This is a genomic window from Pseudomonas sp. WS 5059 (genome assembly GCF_012985525.1).
GTDB lineage: Bacteria > Pseudomonadota > Gammaproteobacteria > Pseudomonadales > Pseudomonadaceae > Aquipseudomonas.
The window spans coordinates 528116-548260 of record NZ_JAAQWO010000001.1 but is presented as its reverse complement, the minus strand read 5'-3'; the positions used below and the strand labels follow the sequence as shown (position 1 = coordinate 548260).

Annotated in this window: 14 protein-coding genes and 2 riboswitches; of the genes, 5 read left to right on the top strand and 9 right to left on the bottom strand. The window is 59.8% G+C overall.

The genetic code is table 11. The features are described from left to right. Positions 1 to 12 precede the first annotated feature (12 nt). From HBO12_RS02400 to cobW, 7 genes are all read right to left on the bottom strand, one after another. The gene (locus tag HBO12_RS02400; protein ID WP_170041320.1) at positions 13 to 900 is read right to left on the bottom strand and encodes a tetratricopeptide repeat protein; all 888 of its coding nucleotides are present in this window, start codon (positions 898 to 900) and stop codon (positions 13 to 15) included. Further along, positions 900 to 3659, bottom strand: coding sequence for a hypothetical protein (locus HBO12_RS02395; protein ID WP_170041319.1), 2760 nt, complete (start codon positions 3657 to 3659; stop codon positions 900 to 902). The genes HBO12_RS02400 and HBO12_RS02395 overlap by 1 nt, the downstream gene beginning before the upstream one ends. Before the next feature lie 30 nt (positions 3660 to 3689). Next, a complete protein-coding gene (locus tag HBO12_RS02390; RefSeq protein ID WP_170041318.1) occupies positions 3690 to 6071 on the bottom strand; it encodes a type VI secretion system Vgr family protein in 2382 nt (793 codons plus the stop codon). 75 nt (positions 6072 to 6146) lie between these two features. Next, complete coding sequence (locus tag HBO12_RS02385; protein ID WP_170041612.1) at positions 6147 to 6785, bottom strand: VWA domain-containing protein; 639 nt, start codon at positions 6783 to 6785, stop codon at positions 6147 to 6149. 53 nt (positions 6786 to 6838) lie between these two features. Continuing rightward, the gene (locus HBO12_RS02380; protein WP_170041317.1) at positions 6839 to 7837 is read right to left on the bottom strand and encodes an ATP-binding protein; all 999 of its coding nucleotides are present in this window, start codon (positions 7835 to 7837) and stop codon (positions 6839 to 6841) included. Further along, complete coding sequence (gene cobN, locus HBO12_RS02375) at positions 7837 to 11598, bottom strand: cobaltochelatase subunit CobN (RefSeq protein ID WP_170041316.1); 3762 nt, start codon at positions 11596 to 11598, stop codon at positions 7837 to 7839. Before cobN ends, HBO12_RS02380 begins: the two co-directional genes overlap by 1 nt. A gap of 3 nt (positions 11599 to 11601) precedes the next feature. Then, positions 11602 to 12663 carry a cobalamin biosynthesis protein CobW gene (gene cobW, locus HBO12_RS02370; RefSeq protein WP_170041315.1) on the bottom strand — a complete coding sequence of 354 codons (1062 nt, stop codon included), beginning with the start codon at positions 12661 to 12663 and terminating at the stop codon, positions 11602 to 11604. Positions 12664 to 12754: 91 nt separating this feature from the next. After that, positions 12755 to 12956, bottom strand: a riboswitch (cobalamin riboswitch). A 674-nt stretch (positions 12957 to 13630) separates the two neighbouring features. Here cobW and HBO12_RS02365 point away from each other — a divergent pair. The 5 genes from HBO12_RS02365 to cobM all read left to right on the top strand — a co-directional run bounded on the left by HBO12_RS02365 (position 13631) and on the right by cobM (position 16835). Continuing rightward, positions 13631 to 14341 carry a hypothetical protein gene (locus tag HBO12_RS02365; RefSeq protein WP_170041314.1) on the top strand — a complete coding sequence of 237 codons (711 nt, stop codon included), beginning with the start codon at positions 13631 to 13633 and terminating at the stop codon, positions 14339 to 14341. A 51-nt stretch (positions 14342 to 14392) separates the two neighbouring features. Then, positions 14393 to 14599: riboswitch (cobalamin riboswitch) on the top strand. Between the two features lie 96 nt (positions 14600 to 14695). Continuing rightward, complete coding sequence (locus tag HBO12_RS02360; protein ID WP_027606475.1) at positions 14696 to 14884, top strand: CbtB domain-containing protein; 189 nt, start codon at positions 14696 to 14698, stop codon at positions 14882 to 14884. 11 nt (positions 14885 to 14895) lie between these two features. Continuing rightward, positions 14896 to 15597 (top strand): CbtA family protein, encoded by a 702-nt coding sequence (locus HBO12_RS02355; RefSeq protein ID WP_169953287.1) that lies wholly within the window; start codon positions 14896 to 14898, stop codon positions 15595 to 15597. Then, entirely contained in the window at positions 15594 to 16007 is a 414-nt protein-coding gene (locus tag HBO12_RS02350) for a cobalamin biosynthesis protein (RefSeq protein ID WP_170041313.1), read from the top strand. The genes HBO12_RS02355 and HBO12_RS02350 overlap by 4 nt, the downstream gene beginning before the upstream one ends. Positions 16008 to 16088: 81 nt before the next feature. Continuing rightward, complete coding sequence (gene cobM / locus HBO12_RS02345) at positions 16089 to 16835, top strand: precorrin-4 C(11)-methyltransferase (RefSeq protein ID WP_169953283.1); 747 nt, start codon at positions 16089 to 16091, stop codon at positions 16833 to 16835. 203 nt (positions 16836 to 17038) lie between these two features. Here the strand turns inward: cobM and nfuA are convergent, their stop codons facing one another. Further along, positions 17039 to 17623, bottom strand: a complete 585-nt coding sequence (nfuA, locus tag HBO12_RS02340; RefSeq protein ID WP_003190728.1) for a Fe-S biogenesis protein NfuA — start codon at positions 17621 to 17623, stop codon at positions 17039 to 17041. An 86-nt stretch (positions 17624 to 17709) separates the two neighbouring features. After that, a complete protein-coding gene (locus HBO12_RS02335; protein WP_170041312.1) occupies positions 17710 to 20001 on the bottom strand; it encodes a fatty acid cis/trans isomerase in 2292 nt (763 codons plus the stop codon). Positions 20002 to 20145: the final 144 nt, after the last annotated feature.

The following is a 20145-nucleotide window of genomic DNA, read 5'->3' as shown; positions in this document are numbered from 1 at the left end:
CATTTCACACCATCAATTAGAATTAATACGCTCAATCACTCTTAACGGAATTAACCTTTCCTTTCCAGCCTCCCCCATCAAACTAACATATTGCTTATAATATACCCTCGACTGTTCTTTGTCGGACGACCATAATACATCAGCAATATTTAACTTGAGAACAACTCTACCAGGAGCAACTGCCTCTACCCTTTTCAATATTTCATACGCCATCACTTCCTCACCAGCGAACGCCAACGCGTAGCCAATATCATTGTACGCAACTACAGTAGATCTGCCGACAGGAGAATCCACAAGCAACTGCTGGATTCGCTCACCCCCAAGATAGGCCTTTATTGCATCTACATCTGCATCACTCAGGCGATCTCGAACAACACTACTTGCCAGAGATATAGAGTCCATCGACTTTCCAGCCTCAAGCTCAAGCATTTTCACACTGGCAATTTTACGCTTTGAGTACCAAAAGTGGCTTCTAACTCCACCCTCTAAACGCCCTTCATAACCGGACAAATTTCTGGAGAATTCCGCCTGCCTTACTATTAAGCCTGGATTTCCCTGAGTATAAACGAAAGTCTCATATTGGGTCCCCTCAATACCAATACCAGAATGCTGAACGTTCCAAGCACAAGTAAATAGAAAATAACTTTCCTTTCCTTTTACAGCATAAGCATCAACTAGCGCAGCTTCCCCACCCTCAGGCTCGCACACATCGGGAATATGGTACTGCACTCCATTTTTACCTGACAGGCGGCCTTTTATAGTTCGGCCACGCTCGCCATCCATCGACACGAACTCAACTGTCTGGGCATCATGGAAGCTTGGATTTAAAGAATAGCTCCCACCTTCAGCACAAATTGACGCCGAACATCCAAACAGCACGAATAAAAAAAGCTTACCCATTAAGAATTCAGCTCCAACTCAACCATGCTCCGCAACTCATTAAAAAGAGAAACACGTTCCTCCAACCCAATCACACCCCCATTCACTCGTCTCGAAACATCTGCAACATGCTCAGCAATTCTTTCTTCAGTTCTCAATACGTACGAACGCTCAATCACATCATTCATTCCACTCATGCTCCACCAGACAAAAGCTGACTCAACCCCATACTTCAAATCGGTGACTATTAAATCTGGGTTATCCAGAAAATCTCTAGGATCGGAAGGGTCTTTTTGATTATGTATACGAGAATACTCACGATAATTGTTTTTTCCAGTCAACTGAATAATTCCTCGTCCGCGATATTTATATCCTTCTTGGCTTGCCTCATCTCCATTACCATTCCTATTGGCATAAACATAACTTCCTAAATTAGTTGGATTATTGGCATACATGCCTGAATCACTCCAAAGTTTAGGGCGAAGTCTCGGCAAAGAAACACACTCATCCTTTGAATCATCGTAGCCGGCTTGATTATTTCGACAGCCAAAAATTTTCCTCATGCGAACTGGTGTATAGCTCAAGTTTTCTTCCCGCACCTTAAACCCACTTTCGTGACCAACCTGCGCCAACAGATGCGAAACTCTAAGAGGAGTATTAACACTATATAATTTTGCATATTTATTTAAGATAGGCAATATTGCATCACAATAAGAGTCTTCTATAGTAGATCTCGCTTTTTTTAGCATGGCACGGGTTATTAGTTGACGTTCAGAGGCTGCAGCAAAGTAACTAAGCATGCCTATCGGATGCAGATGATAAACCTGGCCGTGTTTCGGCAATCCAACTCCCTCCGCCACCTCATTCCACCAACTGATCTCCTTGATCCGCTCCTTCTCCGCCACCCAGTTCAAAAGTGGAGTCGAGCCGCTATGCCCCAGTACATCGTCCAGTGCATCCCACTTGTAAGGTTCGTGGCGCCACTCGCTTTCGTAGTGGATGATCAGTTGCGACAACGACTGCGCGTGCGCCGGTAAAGCAATCGCTGCCTGTAACTCTTCAGCCGTCACCACTCCATCACGGTCTCGATCAATGATGTCGTACAGGCGATTCTTCATTCGTCCTTCATCAGACTTATCGGCCAAGTTACCGTAGCGTTCGAGTTGCTCCTGACTGAAACGGCCTACGGCCCGAAAAAAGGACGCCAGGGTTTGCCGAGGGGAGTCATAGTTGAAGACGACGTCGTAGCCCTCCCACGACCATGGACTGAACCACGGTGTAACGCCCACTTCTTCACGCACCCAACCATCGAGTAACACACCGTTCTCGTCGTGGAATAGCCCATCAAGTCGATACCAGTTGCAGGCGCTTCGATCTGGCATTGCGGTGACTACGATTTTTTTGTCTGCCGGCAGGCCATCAATCAGGCTTTTGGGCACCCGCAGATCAGCATCACTGGGCGTGCTGGCAGCGCTGAGTGTGGGTGGTTGTGTGGCGTTGAAACGCTCCTGATGCGTCACCACTGCGGTGCCCTTGGAGAATTTCAGCCAGGTCTTGCTGGCGGCGGGCAGTCGATGGGCCCAGGCACGGCTTGCCTCGATAAATGGCTCCACGTGGTCGGCACTGAACACTTCCAGGTGCAGCTTCTTTTCCGGGTGCTCGGCATTGCCGCCTTGATACTCACCAATGTGTCCGATCAAATCGCCCGCCTTGATCGGGATGGGCTGATCGAGCACCACGATGCGGTCGGCTAGCGGTTCCGGGGCGCCTTCCAGCGAGTTGAAATGAACGTATTGATTAACACGCTCCAACTTGCGGAACGGACCTTCACCGCTCACGGTAACTTCCGTGCCGTCGGGTAACTCCATAAGGACGGCGCTTCTGGTGTTGGCTTCTGCGCGGACGCGCAGTGAAGGCGTCGCTTTGACCCGATACTCATCTCCGACGACGGGGACCAGATAATCAACCGAAAGGAAACCGAGCAGTGAGCCGTCGGCTTTTTTCAGCACATCTGGCCCATTAGTGCTTTCCAGCTTGTGGTATTCACCCTCCCCACTGACGGTCACTTCTGCGCCCTGTGGCAGCAGCGCCAATACCTTGCCGACCCGCGCCTGGTTACGCACATTCAGGCCACGTTGCTCAGGAGGACCTGTGCGTACATCACTAACCGTCATCTTGACCCGCCGAGTCTGCCCCTCGGGCCAAAATGCCGGACGGAGGATGGAAGGGTCATTCCGATAAACCGCCCAGTCCTGCAAGTGCATATACAGGCTATAAAAGATTAGGCTCGGCGGTACGTCGGGGCTCCCTTCAATCTGGGGTGCTTGGAGGCGATGGCGGACCAGCACAAAGTTACGTGAAAATGGCTTGGGTACACACAGTTCTTCAGTGAAGTAAGTGGTGGTCGGCGAGCGTTCATCGATGCGGTAGGCCACCACGTCGCCGTCGGCCAGGCAATGCACGCTGGATTGATCCAAGGTACCGGCCGTGCCGCCGTCGAAATGCACCCCGCCGTGCCACAGGCCATTGCGGCCCAATGGGTAGTAGCCCGTAGCGGCCTTGGCCATTTGGGTTAATTGAAGCAGTGAGTTGCTTTTGCCCTTAAAGGGATGGCACCAATTTTTCAACGGTTGCAGTGTATTGGCATTTGTTTGCGTTAACGCGGGAGCCTCTTCCAACGGTATCTGCGGCGCTGTTGAAGTCAATGCAACCGGCACATAAACCTGCGCCTTGCGGCCAGGGTTTAGAAGCTTAAAAAACACAGAGAACAAGTTAGCCATGATGTGATTCGCTCCTGGTTCGCAAAGGGATCAGCCAGAGAAATCCACAGGCCCGTTGGCCTTGGATTTATGCTCGGTCAATTGAGGGAGCTGCGGCATATCCAGAGCTTGTTGGGCTGGGGCCAGTAAGTCGAAGTACGCCGACTTGACGAGGTAGTCCCCCTGAGTCCCGTACTCGATGCTGCTCGAATTGAGGGTGATGTAGCTGCCCCCTGCGTTGAGGGTGATCTTCTTTTTCGCCGTGATATGAATCTCGTCCTCGGTACTGGTGATCTCCAAGCCATGACGCGCGAGTAACTCCAGCTTGTCGTTTTGCGCCTGGATCTTTACCGCCCCCTGATTAGCGATCAGCTTGATCCCCAGCTTGCGCACAAACAGGCTCATCCCTTGACCCACGCCGATAAACAGCCGCTTGACCACGCTGATATCTGCCTCGGCCCCGGCGTTGATCATGAGGTTGTGTTGCGCGGCCAGTTGCAGGTGCTGGCCGCTGGTCATGGCAACACCATCAGGCGCGCTGATCATCAGCACGGACGACTTGAGTTGCTCCAGGTTTTGCTTGAGAAACTTCAACTGCGCCTGTACATCGGCGGGATCTGCGCGGGCTTCCTGGGCGTCTACCGACAACCCATACAACTGTTCGCCCGCCTGCTGGAGTCGACCAACCGCTGCGCTCATTTCAAGCATTTGGCCCTGCGCTTTGGGCTGTGCGTCAGCGCTGATGAAGATGCCGCTGCCCGCACGGATGGCGGCATGACCATCGGTACGCAATTCGGCTCCCTGGCCTCGCGGTTGGCGCTCACCATCCACCAAATGCCCAAGGTTGAGCTGGCTCTTGCCACTGTGCTCGGTGCTCAGCTTGACGTGCTCCTGCCCCCGCGTGTCGTCCATGCGCAGTTTGTTGTTCGCCGGGGTGCGCAGGACGTTGCGTTTGTAGTTGCGCAAAGTCACGTGGTCGACGTGCTGGCTGTCGTGCAGGGCGTGGGCGATGTAGGGGCGGTCGGGGTCGCCTTGTTCGAAGGCCACCGCCACTTCGGTGCCGGCAATCAGCGGTAGGTGCAAGCCGTGGGTGTCGCCGGCATAGGACCGGGCCAGGCGTAGCCAGAGGCTTTCCTGACCCGGCGTCCAGCTGTCGCGGTCGAACAGGAACTGCACCCGGTAGCGCCCTTCCAAGTCGATATGAGCATAGGGGTCGTTGGCCTGGTTGCTGGTGACGCGGGCGGGGATACTGCCAGCGATCAGAGGTTTGTCCTTGAGTGCCGGGCGAAAGCACACGTTTTCTGAGTAGGGGATGGCCTCAAAGGTGGCGATGAAGCTGCTGTCACGGGCGGCGGTGGTTGTCAGGCCGGTGATCACCGCTCCAGGTGTAAAAGCCTGGGGCGCGCCGCCGGTGACTTTGAGCACCTGGCCCGGCGCCAGGGTGGCGCTGCTGGTGACGCCGCTGAGTTGGGTCTGATCGTTGAGGTAGCGTTCGTGGCGCAGGCGCGCGTAGAAATAGCCGCTTTCGCTGAGCAGGTCTTCGTCCTGATCCAGCCGGTCGCCGAGGGCTTTGTAGGGTTCGGCGTAGTGGTAGGCCTCGCCGTAGGTGGTTTTGGCGCCGCGGGTCTGGTCAATGTCGCCGTTCAGGTGCGCGCGGGCGTCGCGGTGGTGGTAGGCGCGAAAATGCACCTGTTGCTCGACTACCTGATGGTTGGATTGCAGGTTCCACACGCTGTCCTGGTCGCTGCTGCTGAGGCCGGATTGTGGGTGGTAAGGCAGTTCGACGTTGAACTGGTAGAGGCGTTGATCGTCGCAGAACTCGACCACATCAATGCGCAGGCGCTCGTCACTGGTGAAGCGGTAACAGATACCCACTTCCGCCAGCAGGCGGGTGATGAAGGCCAGGTCGCTTTCGCCGTATTGCATGACCTGTTCGCGCTTGGGGTAGTCGCGTTTGAGGCTGAAGAGAAAGTCTTGGCCTTCAAAGTCGTGGCGGCTGCGCAGGATGCTTTCGACGATTTGCGGCACCGATTGGTGCTGGTAGATGCGGAACTGACGGCTGCGCGCGAGCAGGGCCAGGCGTGGTTGCAAGGTGATTGCATAACTGGCCTGGTCGTTGGAGCCGGACTGGCGCTTGAAGCTGGTGATCACGCCGTGCAGGGTGCGCAGGGGTTTGATCGGGGGTGGCGTCAAAACTAACAAGGGCAGCTTTTTCGGCGGCGCGTGCAGGCTGAAACAGACGTCTTGGCCGAGCAGGGTTTCGGCGGGGAGGTCGCGTTCGGTGCTGGTGAATTCGATGTGATAGGAGAATGGTTCGCTTAGCCGCTCCTGACCTTCGAAGGCGAGGACGTCCAGCGAGGCAGGAACGTTGCGCACCCATAGCGTGTGTCGGCAGTGATCGAAAAAAACGCTCGGTAATACGCTGGAAGTCATCCCTTTACTCCTGAACGCGAGAGAGCTCAGAGAGTAAAGATTTGTTATCGGCGAATAATGTCGGAAGATTCGACTTTACAAGAAGGGTGCTTCCGGAATCTGATTGAGCGTCGACAGGCTATCGATATGTCGATACTCCACCTGCAACCCGGCCGCCAGCTCCTGAGCCTTGCCCAACCGAATCGGCCCACGTTCGATATCAATCAGCAGCCCTGGGCAATCCAATTGCGGCCATCCGGCAATCGCTTTCAGCCGCCCATCCGTAATCACTAACACACGCTGCTGCTCAGCCGGATACCGCTTGCGCCGCGCCGCCAGCCAATGCCCAGCCTCGGTCAACGCCGCCAGCAGCGGCGTACCACCGCCCGCGCCCAGCCCATCCAACCAACGCCCCAGGCCTTTCGCCGCTTTCAAGCCTTGGACTTGCCAGCTCGGCACCTGCCCGCTGGCCGTCAGCAGCGCCATGCGCGCCCGCTGCCGATAGGCGTCGTCGAACACCTGCGCGAGCAAGCCCTTGGCATCGCTCAAGGCCTGGTGCCGCCGAGTGGACGCTGACGCATCGACAATTACCAGCCACAGTTCATGGGCCGAGCGGCTGCGCAGGTGGTAGCGCAAGTCTTCACGGGATTGCGGCCGCCCTCCCAGCAAGGTACCCGGCCAGTTGACCGAGCCCTGCTGCGCGCTGCGCGCCTTGCCCTGGCGGCCCCTGTCCAGTCGCCCTGCTTTGGGACGGGCATCCGCCCCCGTATCAGGTCGGGGGCGGATGCCTAGGGCTTTTTTGGCCAGCTAGGCACTTCTCGGCGAGCGCCCGTGGGCAATGCAGGTGCGGGCATGTCGCCCCACTGGCCCTGGCCCGACGAGTTATCTGAAGGCTGGGGCGCCTGGCCCTGATCGGACCTGCCTGCAGGCGGTGCTTGCTCCTGGCGACGATGGCGCAAGGCAAATTCGGCAACGGCCTCTATATCTTCTTCAGCGATGGCCGCAACCCCACGCCACGCCGCATGGGCCCGCGCGCCGCGCAACCACACCAGATCGGCACGCAGGCCGTCGACACCGGCGGCAAAGCAGCGCTCGGTAATCTGCGCCAGGGCCTGGTCATCCAGGGCGATGCTTTCCAGGCGTGCACGGGCCTCGGTGCAACGCGCACGCAGCGCCGCTTGCTGGTCAGCCCACTGCGCGCAGAACGCCCCAGGGTCGCTATCGAAATCCAGGCGCCGGCGAATGATCTGCCCGCGCTCGGTCGGCAAAGTCTGCCCGCTCAATGCCACGTTGAAACCAAACCGATCCAGCAACTGCGGGCGCAACTCGCCCTCTTCCGGGTTCATCGTGCCGATCAGCACAAAACGCGCCGAGTGCCGGTGGGAGATGCCATCGCGCTCGATCAGGTTGGTGCCGCTGGCGGCGACGTCGAGCAACAAGTCCACCAGGTGATCGGGCAGCAGGTTGACTTCATCCACGTACAACACGCCACCGTCAGCCTTGGCCAGCACGCCCGGGGAAAACTGCGCACGGCCTTCGCTCAGCGCCGCATCCAGGTCCAGGGTGCCGACCAAACGCTCTTCGGTGGCGCCCAACGGCAAGGTAACGAACTGCCCGCTGGCCAACAGGTCCGCCAGGCCACGGGCCAGGGTGGACTTGGCCATGCCGCGCGGGCCTTCGATCAGCACGCCACCGATCTTCGGGTCGATGGCGGTCAGGCACAGGGCAAGCTTCAGGTCGTCGGCGCCGACCACTGCCGACAGTGGGAAATGGGGGATGTCAGTCATCAACTGTCTTCTTCTATGTCCAGCAACAGGTTTTCCAATGCCGCGCGGTAGGCCCCCGGCTCCTGCCACATACCACGCTGCTGGGCTTCCAGCATGCGCTCGGTCATGTCGCGCAGGGCGTCGGGGTTGTGCTGTTGCACAAACGCCCGGGTGTCGGGGTCGAGCAGGTAGGCATCGGCCAGCATTGCATATTGGTGATCGTCGATCAGCGCAGTAGTGGCGTCAAAGGCAAACAGATTGTCCACCGTTGCCGCCATCTCGAACGCGCCTTTGTAGCCGTGGCGCTTGACCCCTTCGATCCACTTGGGATTGGCCGCGCGGGAGCGGATCACCCGGTTCAGCTCTTCCTTCAGCGTGCGGATCTTCGGCAGGTCCGGCTGGCTGTGATCGCCATGATAGCTGGCAGCCTTGCTGCCACTGAGGGTTTCCACGGCCGCGAGCATGCCGCCCTGGAATTGGTAGTAGTCATTGGAGTCGAGCAAGTCGTGCTCGCGGTTGTCCTGGTTCTGCAACACGGCCTGCACCTGGCTCAGGCGCTGGGCGAACTGTTCACGGGCCGCAGTGCCTTCATCAGAGCCACCATAGGCGTAGCCACCCCAATTGAGGTAGACCTCGGCCAGGTCTGCGCGGCTTTGCCACAGGCGAGCGTCAATGGCGCCCTGCACGCCCGCGCCATAGGCACCGGGCTTAGCCCCGAAAATGCGCCAGCCGGCCTGCCTGGCCGCAGCCTCTTCATCCAGGCCAGACTTGCACAGCGCCTCACGCTCGCTGCGCACCTTAGCCGCCAGGGGGTTTAGGTCGTCCGGTTCATCCAGCGCCGCGACCGCCTGCACCGCAGCATCGAACAAGCGGATCAGGTTGGCGAAGGCATCGCGGAAGAACCCGGACACCCGCAACGTGACGTCAACCCTGGGGCGGTCGAGCAAGCTGATGGGCAGGATTTCAAAGTCATCGACACGCTGGCTGCCCGTGGCCCATACCGGTCGCACGCCCATCAACGCCATGGCCTGGGCGATGTCGTCACCGCCGGTGCGCATGGTCGCGGTGCCCCACACCGAAAGCCCGAGCTGGCGCAGATGGTCACCATGGTCCTGCAGGTGCCGCTCAAGCATCAGGTTGGCGGACTGGAAGCCGATACGCCAGGCAGTGGTGGTGGGCAGGTTACGCACATCGACGGTGAAAAAGTTACGCCCGGTCGGCAGCACATCCAGGCGCCCACGGCTCGGTGCGCCGCTAGGCCCCGCCGGTACGAAACGACCGTCCAAGGCATCCAGCAAGCCGCGCATTTCCGCCGGGCCACAGGCATCAAGGCGCGGTGCGACGACGATGCGCAGGCTTTCGACCACGGATTTCACATCTTCCCAGCCGGGCTCCTCAAGCTGTTCGAGGGGCCCTTCCAGTGCCTGTTCGATCAACCGCGCCGCGTACAGCTCCAGACGCTCGCGAGTATCGCCGGCGGTGCGCCACAACTGCCCGTCGATCTTCTGCAACACGTCGGGGCGGCGCCCGGTCCAGGGTTCGGCCAGGGCGCAATCGAGCGGGTCAAAGCCCAGCTCGAAGGCCTTGGCCAACACGCGCAGCAGGCTTGATTGCGGGCCGCGCCCGTCGCCACGCGGGATGCGCAGCAGGGCCAACAAGGTATCGATACGCAGGCGCCCCTCGGGCGATTCGCCAAAGATATGCAGGCCGTCGCGGATCTGCGATTCCTTCAGGTCACACAGGTAGGTGTCCAGGCGCGGCAGCCACACGGCTGCGTCGGCCTCGTTATCCAGCGCAAGCTCCTGATCGATGCGGGTTTCGCGCACCAGCTTGAGGATGTCCTTTTGCAGTTCCAGGGCGCGGCGCGGGTCGAGCAACTGCGCTTCGTAATACTCATCCGCCAACAGTTCCAGGTTACGCAGCGGGCCGTAAGTCTCGGCGCGGGTCAGCGGCGGCATCAAGTGATCGATGATCACCGCCTGGGTGCGGCGCTTGGCCTGGGCGCCCTCGCCCGGGTCGTTGACGATAAACGGGTAGATATTGGGCAGCGGCCCCAGCAACGCATCCGGCCAGCAGTTCTCCGACAGCCCGACGCCTTTGCCCGGCAGCCATTCCAGGTTGCCATGCTTGCCCACGTGGATCACGCCGTGGGCGCCGTAGGTGTGGCGCAGCCAGAAATAAAACGCCAGGTAAGCGTGGGGCGGCACCAGGTCCGGGTCGTGGTACACCGCGCTGGCATCCACCTGGTAACCCCGCGCCGGCTGGATGCCGACAAAGGTCAGGCCCAGGCGCAGGCCGGCGATCATCATACGCCCGTCGCGGCACATCGGATCGTTATGGGGCGTGCCCCAGCGTTCCAGCACAGCCTGGCGGTTGGCCTCGGGCAAGCGATTGAACATCGCCTGGTAATCGTCCAGCCCCAGGCTTTGATGGCAGGGGCGCAGGTCGAGGCTGTCGAGGTCGTTGGTCACACCGCCGAGCAGCTCGTGGATCAAGGCGGTGCCGCTGTCCGGCAACGTGAGCGGCAGCGGATAACCCTTGGTTTGCAGGGCAAGCAGGATATTCAAAGCCGCAGCCGGCGTATCCAGGCCCACGCCGTTACCGATGCGCCCGTCGCGCGTCGGGTAGTTGGCAAGGATCAGGGCGATGCGTTTCTCTGCATTCGGCACCCGGGCCAGTTCGACCCAGCGCCGCGCCAGTTCGGCCACAAAGTCCATGCGTTCGGGGGCTGCGCGGTAGCACACCACGTCCGACTGGCTGCGCTCGCTGCGCCAGGCCAGGTCCTTGAAGCTGATCGGGCGGCTGATGATGCGCCCGTCCAGTTCCGGCAAGGCAATGTGCATCGCCAGGTCGCGCGGGCCAAGGCCTTGTTCGCTGGCTTCCCAACCGGGTTGGTTGTCCTGGGCGCAGATGGCCTGGATCACCGGGATATTGCGGCGAAACGGCCGCAAATGGGGCGTTTCCGGGCTGGATTGGGCAAAGCCGGTGGTGTTCAGAATCACCGCCGCCTGCACCTCATCCAGCAGATCCTCGACCACCGTCAGGCAGCCGGGCTCCTTCAAACTGGCCACCGCCATTGGCAGCGGATTCAGGCCCGCCGCCTGCAAGCGCTGGCAAAACACATCAATAAAAGCGGTATTGGCCGCCTGCAAGTGCGAGCGGTAGAACAGCACCGCCGCCACCGGCCACCCGGCGTTCCAGTCTGCCTGCCAGTCATTGAGGCGCGCATTGGCGGTGCGGGGGTGATAAATCGCCGTGCGCGGCAGGGTTTGCGGTTCGGCCCAGGGGTAATCGCGGCCCAGGTAGCTACTGGCCAGGCAGCGATAGAAATCCAGCGCATTCCCCAGCCCGCCCTGGCGCAGAAAATGCCACAGGCGCTCACGCGCCTGCACATCCACGGTGCTCAGGCCGCTGAGTTCGGGGTCGGGACGGTCATCCCCCGGCACCAGGATCAACTGCACGCCCTGCCCGGCCAACTCCACCAGGCGCTGGATACCGTAGCGCCAGTAGCCGATGCCGCCATGCAGGGATATCAGGATGACCTTGGCGTGACGCAACACCTCGTCCACATACAGGTCCACCGACGCGTGATTCTGCACCTGCATCGGGTTGGCCAGGCGCAGGCTCGGGTAGTCGTCGGGCAGTTGCTGGGCGGCTTCGGCCAACAGCGCCAGGCTGGAATCACCGCTGCACAGGATCACCAGCTCGGCGGGGGTTTGCCCAAGGTCGGCGATGTTGTCATCGGAGACGAAGCCACCGGGCTGGGTCCTGAGCAGATGCATGGGTTAAACGCTGAGGGCAGCGCGCAATTGCGCTTCCAGGCCTGCTGCGTCCAGATCCTGGCCGATCAGCACCAGACGCGTGATGCGTGCTTCGTCAGCCCCCCAGGCGCGGTCGAAGTGCTTGTCAAAGCGCGTACCCACGCCCTGGATCAACAGGCGCATCGGCTTGTTGGGGATCGCGGCGAAGCCTTTGACCCGCAGAATGCCGTGCTGCACCACCAATTGGCTCAGGGCGTCGAGCAGCAGCGCTTCATCAGCCTGTGGCAGGTCGATGGAGATGGAATCGAACGCATCGTGATCGTGGTCGTCTTCACCTTCGTGGTGATGATCGTGATGGCTATGGCGCCCGTCGATATGTTCCTCAGAACCAGCGCCCAGGCCAATCAACACGTCCAGGGGCAGGCGGCCGCTGCTGGCCTCGACGATTTTCACCGCTGGCGGCAGTTCTTCGGCGACTTCCTGGCGTACACGGGCCAGGTCTTCGGGGCTGATCAGGTCGGTTTTGTTGAGGATCACCAGGTCGGCGCTGGCCAGTTGGTCGGCGAACAGCTCGTGCAGTGGCGATTCGTGGTCCAGGTTCGGGTCGAGTTTGCGCATGGCGTCGACCTGGTCGGGGAATGCGGCGAAGGTGCCGGCGGCCACGGCCGGGCTGTCGACCACGGTGATCACCGCGTCAACCGTGCAGGCACTGCGGATTTCCGGCCACTGGAAGGCCTGGACCAACGGCTTGGGCAGGGCCAGGCCGGAGGTTTCGATGAGGATATGGTCGAGGTCACCACGGCGCGCCACCAGCTCACGCATCACCGGGAAGAACTCTTCCTGCACGGTGCAGCACAGGCAGCCGTTGGCCAGTTCGTAGACACGGCCGTTGGCCTCTTCTTCGGTGCAACCGATGGAACACTGCTTGAGGATCTCGCCGTCGATGCCCAGCTCGCCGAATTCGTTGACGATCACGGCAATGCGCCGGCCCTGGGCGTTGTCCAGCATGTGGCGCAGCAAGGTGGTTTTGCCCGAGCCGAGAAAGCCGGTGACGATAGTGACGGGGAGTTTGGCCAGTGTTTTCATCGGATGCCCTTTGGGGCGGGCATACGGGACGACTGGCCCTGCGGCGGCGCAGGTGCTGGATTCGTCACCGGATCACCCCGCCCGGTTGAAATGGAAAATCGGTTGCGAGGCAGGTCTCCTGGCTTGGGGCTTGCTGGCCTGGTGGCTGGCGCTGGCTGCGCCTTCCCGCCTGGTACAGGCAGTGGCGTGGCAGTCAGATAAACCCTTTACAGTTGCGGGGGCAGCCGCGGCTTGGACCGCGTTCCCTTCTTAGCTTCGGCCGCAGCCGAAGAACCTCGAAGGTGCAAGGCTACGCAGTGCCCGGCAGCTGGTCAACGTCGCGCAGCTAAACGCATCTAGTGACTCAAGGGTGCACCTCACCTCTGGGGACCCAAAGTGAAACCGTCACGCCGCGAACACTACATAACTATCGCACCTCTCACCAACCCACTGAATACACTGAATACACTGAATATGCATCCACGTTAGCTGGAACGATGACAATCAATCCAACAGAAAACGCAATTCAACCAATATCACTCGCTATAACGCCTAAAACCAATAACCTCCCATCTTTGCAGACACTGAACAATGATGTTTCCCACCGTACTTTGTCGTAGACATCAGCCGATAGTATTTCTGATAGACCCTGACCTGGCAGGAGACCAGCTCAACGTTATGACATGGACAATTTTGACTATACGTTTGCTCATACCTGCCCCCTAATCGCCTTTTCAGGAGCGTTACTAGCCAGCACTACAAAGACCTGTACGTAGTGCAGACCGTAATAAGCACCTTATGTAAAAGCCCGCCTTGAATCCAGCCTGGCTATCCAGTCCATACGAGTTAAAGAGGTGCTGTAATTTAATAAAATCCATTTCGCAGTCAGCAGGTGGAACAGCAGCCTTGAAAAACATCACTCACTCTCAAGGCAGCTTTCCAAACAATCCAACCCCAAGCCCACCTATTCAATGGGGATACAAACACGATGAAATCTTCAGCAAGCATTCAACCCAGTGCGCCTATGCTTAACGCACCTCGCACTACACTCCCCAAAGACGCTTCTCCCACCTTAGCACCGACACAAAACATCTCATCGGACATTCCGTATTTTGAGAGCTACACCCACTCGATGCTGGCCGAAAAACTACTGGCCCATTTCATAGATTTGGAAGTCCCAGGCGCTAAAACATCCAACAGCTTTCGCTTGGATGAGCTTAAAAGTATGGCGAGAGGCAAACTACACGACGGACGAGATGCCACACAAGAGCAAGTAGAGCTTGCAAAGCAGGTCATCAACCGTTCAGAACTAGTCAAGTCACTCTTTGGTTCGCACTCCGGCAATGTGACCTGGGACCAAGTCGCTCTTATCGCTGGAGACTTCAATAGTCTCAGCGATGCAGCCCTGCTGGACCAAGCGAGAATTTACTTTCGCGAATTTGCCAAAGGTCCCAAAGATCATTATGTAAACTTTAACGAACTGCGAGAGGCCGCACGCCAAACAAGAAGCACCCGCCATTTTTCGTACAATGCAACCAAAGTTGCCCAAGAACTTCTTAAGCGGCCTGACCTGCTTTGGGATTTGGATACAAAGCCTGTTGCGCTCTCACGTCCAAGCAAACCAGACAACAGATTTGGGTTGGGCAGTATTTTTTACTCAGAAGATTGGGTTTCCACGTCGCCGCGTCGACCTGACTGATCAGGCAGGCGTCAATTCGTCTATTTGACGCCCGCCCTCTGGCCATGCTCTCCTACACATCTTGTTTCGGGTGCCCTTTACAGGGTGAAACGGGAAACCGGTCAATCATGCATGCATGACCAGTCCGGTGCTGCCCCCGCAACGGTAAGCGAGCGAAGCGTCACAGCCACTGTGCTTTTGGCATGGGAAGGCGATGCTTTCAGGACTCAGGAGAGCCCCCTCGCAAGCCCGGAGACCGGCCCGAAAAATCAAATAACAAACCCGCGGTGGGCGGGCGCTGTTCAGAACCCTGCGTGCCCGGCTCGCGGGGTTTTCATGCGCTCGTGTCACCCTGCCACTCGAAAGGGACGTGCCATGTCGATCATCAGCAGCACCTCACACACCGCCAGCAGCTCCGCCACCTTGAGCCAACGCCTGACCGCCGCCATCGGTGCGTCGATCCTCGGTGCGTGCCTGGTGTATTTCGCCGGGTTCTCGCACATCGAGGCCGTGCACAACGCCGCCCACGATACGCGCCACAGCGCCGCCTTCCCGTGCCATTGAGACCTGCCGCCATGATCAAGCGAATTGCGCAAACCGCAGGTTTCACTGGCCTGCTGGCCGCCCTGTTGCTGACCCTGCTGCAGAGCTTCTGGGTGGCCCCGTTGATCCTGCAGGCGGAAACCTTCGAAAACGCCCCTGCCGCGACCGAGGTACATGAGCATGCCCCTGGCGCTGCAGCCCACAGCCACGACGCCGAGGCCTGGGAGCCGGAAAATGGCTGGCAGCGCGTGCTCTCCACCACTGGCGGCAACCTGGTGGTCGCCGTAGGTTTTGCACTGATGCTCGCCGGCCTCTACACCCTGCGTGCCCCGACTCGCACCGCCCAGGGCCTGCTCTGGGGCCTGGCCGGCTACGCCACCTTTGTGTTGGCGCCGACCCTCGGCCTGCCACCGGAGCTGCCCGGCACCGCTGCGGCGGACCTGGCGCAACGGCAGATCTGGTGGATCGGCACCGCAGCCTCCACTGCCGCCGGCATTGCGCTGATTGTGTTTGGTCGCAACTGGCTGCTGAAGATCCTCGGCGTGGCCATCCTGGCGGTGCCCCATGTGGTTGGCGCGCCACAGCCCGAAGTGCACTCGATGCTCGCCCCAGAAGCCCTGGAAGCACAGTTCAAGATCGCTTCGCAGCTGACCAACGTTGCGTTCTGGCTGGCCCTGGGCCTGATCAGTGCCTGGTTGTTCCGGCGTAACCGCGACGATCAGTACTCGGCATGACAACGGCCAACACCCGGCCGGCCCTGGTGGTCGGCCTGGGTTGCCAGGGTGGTTGCAGCGTCGAGGCGTTATTGGCGCTGTTCAATGAAGCCTTGGCTGGCGCAGGGATCGACCCTCGGCACATCAGCGCACTGGCGAGTATCGACCGCAAGCAGGATGAGCCGGGTTTACTGGCCCTGGCCGCCAGCCTGGGGTTGCCGCTGAAGTTTTTCAGTGCCCAGCAACTGGCGAGCCATGAAGCGCAACTGAGCCACCGCTCTGCCGTCGCCTTTGCCCATACCGGCTGCCATGGTATCGCTGAAAGCGCCGCCCTGGCCCTGGCCACGCAGCTGGCCCAGCGCCCTGCCCGCCTGTTGATCAACCGCCAGAAAAGCCCGCAAGCCACCTTTGCATTGGCGTGCGCCGGCTGAATTCCCGATAATCCCCGTCCTTGATCATGAGCGGTCTTCATCTACAGCCCGCCTTGCCCGCTTTTTCACAGGAATGTCCCCATGACCGTCTACTTCATCGGCGCAGGCCCCGGCGACCCGGAACTGATTACCGTCAAAGGCCAGCGGCTGATCCGCAGTTGCCCGGTGATTATCTATGCCGGCTCCCTGGTGCCTGCCGCGGTGCTTGAAGGCCATCAGGCCCAGTTGGTGGTCAATAGTGCCGAACTGCACCTGGAGCAGATCATTGACTTGATCAAGGACGCCCATGAAAAAGGCCAGGACGTAGCGCGCGTGCACTCCGGCGATCCAAGCCTGTATGGCGCGATTGGCGAGCAAATCCGTCATTTGCGCCAGTTGGGGATTGCCTTCCAGATCATTCCAGGGGTGACTGCGGTGGCCGCGTGTGCCGCGCTGCTGGAGGCGGAGCTGACTTTGCCGGATATCGCCCAAAGCGTGATCCTGACCCGCTATGCCGACAAAACCACGATGCCTGCGGGGGAATCCTTCGACAGCCTGGCCAGCCATGGCACCACCATGGCGGTGCACTTGGGGGTCAATCACCTGGAGAAAATCGTCGCCGAACTGCTGCCACATTATGGTGCGGATTGCCCGATTGCCGTGGTGCACCGGGCAACGTGGCCGGATCAGGACTGGGCCATTGGCACCTTGGCGGACATTGTCGAAAAGGTCGCGGCGAAGGGGTTCCGGCGCACCGCGCTGATTGTGGTGGGCCGGGTGCTGGCCAGCGACGGCTTTAGCGAATCCTCGCTGTATCGCGCAGGCCATGCCCACCTCTACCGGCCCTGACACCACGCAAGACAACCTGTGGGAGCTGGCTTGCCTGCGGTAGCGGTGAAACAGTCGATAGATAAGTCGCCTGGCACACCGTCATCGCGGGCAAGCCCGCTCCTACAGTTGATTCTCTTTGTTAGATAGCTCGTGTAACTCATTAATTTAAATCAATAAAAAACGGCGCTCACGGGCGCCGTTTTTTGTTTGCAGCGAACGCCTTAGTAGTAGGCGTTTTCTTTCTGCGTATGGTCAGTCACGTCACGTACGCCCTTGAGCTCGGGAATCCGCTCCAGCAACGTACGCTCGATGCCTTCACGCAAGGTCACGTCGGCCTGGCCGCAGCCCTGGCAGCCGCCACCGAACTTGAGCACGGCGATGCCGTCATCCACCACGTCGATCAGGCTGACCTGGCCGCCATGGCTCGCCAGGCCCGGGTTGATCTCGGTTTGCAGGTAGTAGTTGATGCGCTCGTTGACCGGGCTGTCAGCGTTGACGTTCGGCACCTTGGCGTTGGGCGCTTTGATGGTCAGTTGGCCGCCCATGCGATCGGTGGCGTAGTCGACCACCGCATCATCCAGGAACGCTTCGCTGAAGGCGTCGATGTACGCAGTGAAGCTCTTGAGCCCCAGGGCGGTGTCTTCAGGCTTTTCTTCGCCCGGCTTGCAGTAGGCAATGCACGTCTCTGCGTACTGGGTGCCAGGCTGGGTAATGAAGACGCGGATGCCGATACCCGGGGTGTTCTGCTTGGACAGCAGGTCAGCCAGGTAATCGTGGGCGGCGTCGGTAATGGTTATGGCAGTCATGGGAACTCCTCACAGGCTTGCTGGCAGTTTACGCCAATCGCCTCGACGGTACAAAGTCCTAGTATTTTTGTCAGGCAAATCCACATTTACAGGTTCTCGTAGCGATTCATATCCAGCACACCCTCTTCCACCGGCGTGGTTTCACGGACGTACTGCGATAAATCGTGGAAATACTCCCAGAACTGCGGGTGGCTGCGGCGAATGCCCCAGCGCTCGACAATCCGTTCAAAACGCTTGGTGTCCCTGGCCCGCTCCATGTCCTCGACGAACTCAGGCACATCCTCGGCCGGCACATTGAAGATGAAGTTGGGGTAGCTGCTGAGCACGCCCGGGTAGATCGTCAGGGTATCCAGGCCCGGCTGATAGCGATAAGCCTCGCCCAGCATAAACGCCACGTTACTGTGGGCACGGTTGCGCAGCAGGCTGTAGACCTCGCGTTTGCCGCTGCGGGTCTGGATGCGCAGCATAGTGGCTTCCGGCAATTGTTCGATCACCTTGAGCCCGGCCGCCGGCCTGGAGGTCAGGCGGCTGAGGGTTTGTTCGGCATCGCGCAGTTGCGGGTCGATACCAGGACGCGAGCAATAGGCGCTGATGCAACGGTTGATCGGATCCGGGCTGGCATTCAAATCGCCATAACGGGCAAGCAACTGGTTGGCAAAGTCGCGCTTGGGGTCCTGCGGGTCCAGTTTCAGGCCGGTGGGCTTGTCGTTGTCGATGGCTTCATAGTCCAGCCACAGCTTGACCTTGCCGCTGTTCTGGTACCAGTCATCGAGGTACCCATCGCGCGAGTCCGCCGGCATCAGGCGCAGGAAGTTCTGTTCGGCGCCATTACGGATCAGGTCGAAATACAGGCGGGTCTGGGCCTGGTGCGAGACGTTGCCAAACACGTCGAAATTGACCGCCAACTGGTAATAGGTGCGTTCCAGCAACGGATAATCGAACAACCACAGCGTCTGCGGCACTTCGCCAATCAACCCCTTGGTCACCGAGGCGCTGTCGAAATGGCGAAAGATGCTCAGCAACGCGTTGTCATTGCCCTCCCACAGGCTCGACCAGCCTGGCGCCGGCAGGTCGGCGTAGTTGTCGCGACGCAGGGCCTCGTATTCATTGCGTTTGTCGCGATAGGCCAGCCATAGGCCCAACACACTGCCCACGTCATCGTTCTGCCCCGGCATCGCCAGCAACGGCGTGGCCTGGCCACGATAACGCGCATCGGTGATGTACAGGTCGTGTTCCGGGTCCTGGAACAGGGTCCAGAAGTTGTCGCGGATCACGTCCGTGGCAATCTGCCCACGGCACACCGGCCCGCGAATGAAGGTGCGCACGAAGTATTCGGCGTTATCCAGCATGAACTGGTAGCGCGCCTTGGCCGGGATCGCCTCGAACGTTTCAAACGGGTTGGCCCGACGGCCAGGGCCGTAGCCGGGCAGCGCCACGACCTGCCAGTCGCCGCTGTAGAACAGCGCCTTGATCCGCGCCATCTTCGCCGCACTGAACGGGTACGTGATGTGGGTCTTGTGCACGATCACCCCTTGCACCGGCCACAGGCGGTAGTACACCTGGGTGCCGGGGTCGTCATTCGGGCGACGGGTGTTGATCAGGTCGATGGGCTGGCCGCTGGGCGTACGCGAGCGTACCCACTGGAAAAAATGCCCCGGCTCACCGCCCTCGAAATAGATATGGGCGAGGAACAGGTGTTCGAATAACCAACGCGCCACCAGGCTTTCCCGGGCGCCGGGCTGGTTCAGCAGGTTTTCCCATTGCTGTACCTGCAAGGCTTCCTGGGCACTGGGCGCCAGGCCCTGCTCATCAATAGGCGCACCGGACGCCAGCCAGCGTTGCAGGGTCTGGTATTGCTGGTCGGTCAGGCCGGTGACGGCCAGGGGCATGCCTTCCTTGGGGTGCGCGCCGGCGTAGGCGTCGTACTCCCCCGGCAGCGGGCACATGTTTTGGCGGTTGAGGCCCAGCACAATCTCATCGGGCAGCTTGGCATTGGGCGCCAATGGGGTTTTATGGCCCAGTTCCAGCATGCGCGCCATCAGCGCCGCCTGGCTGCCCTGGGCATCCAGTACCGAGGCAAACCCCTGGCGCTGCCAGGCGGCCTTGCCAAAGGCGTCATAAAACAGCCGGGTCGGCTGCGCAGCCTGACTGCGCTCGCCGTCGTACACCGGCACTTTGCTCGCGCCGCGTGCCGCCCCTTCGCCACTGCCCAGGTTGAGCTGGCAGGCGGAGTCGTAGCAGGCGTGGCAGGCCACGCACTTCTCGGTGAAGATCGGTTGGATGTCGCGGGTATAGGAAAGCGCCGGGGCGGGTCCGTTGGCCTGTGCTAGGCAGGCGACCAGTGCCAAGACGGCGCTGGTGATGAGGCGAAATGACATGTATCCGGTCCCGATTCAATGCGTGCGCTGAAAAATTGCCGCGATTCTACCGATGTCGGCCCGCTATCAACATGAGCGATATTCATGCAAAACCCAGGCAGGCTCTAAAAGCGCACAGGTTTGCTATGATCCACGCCCTCCGTA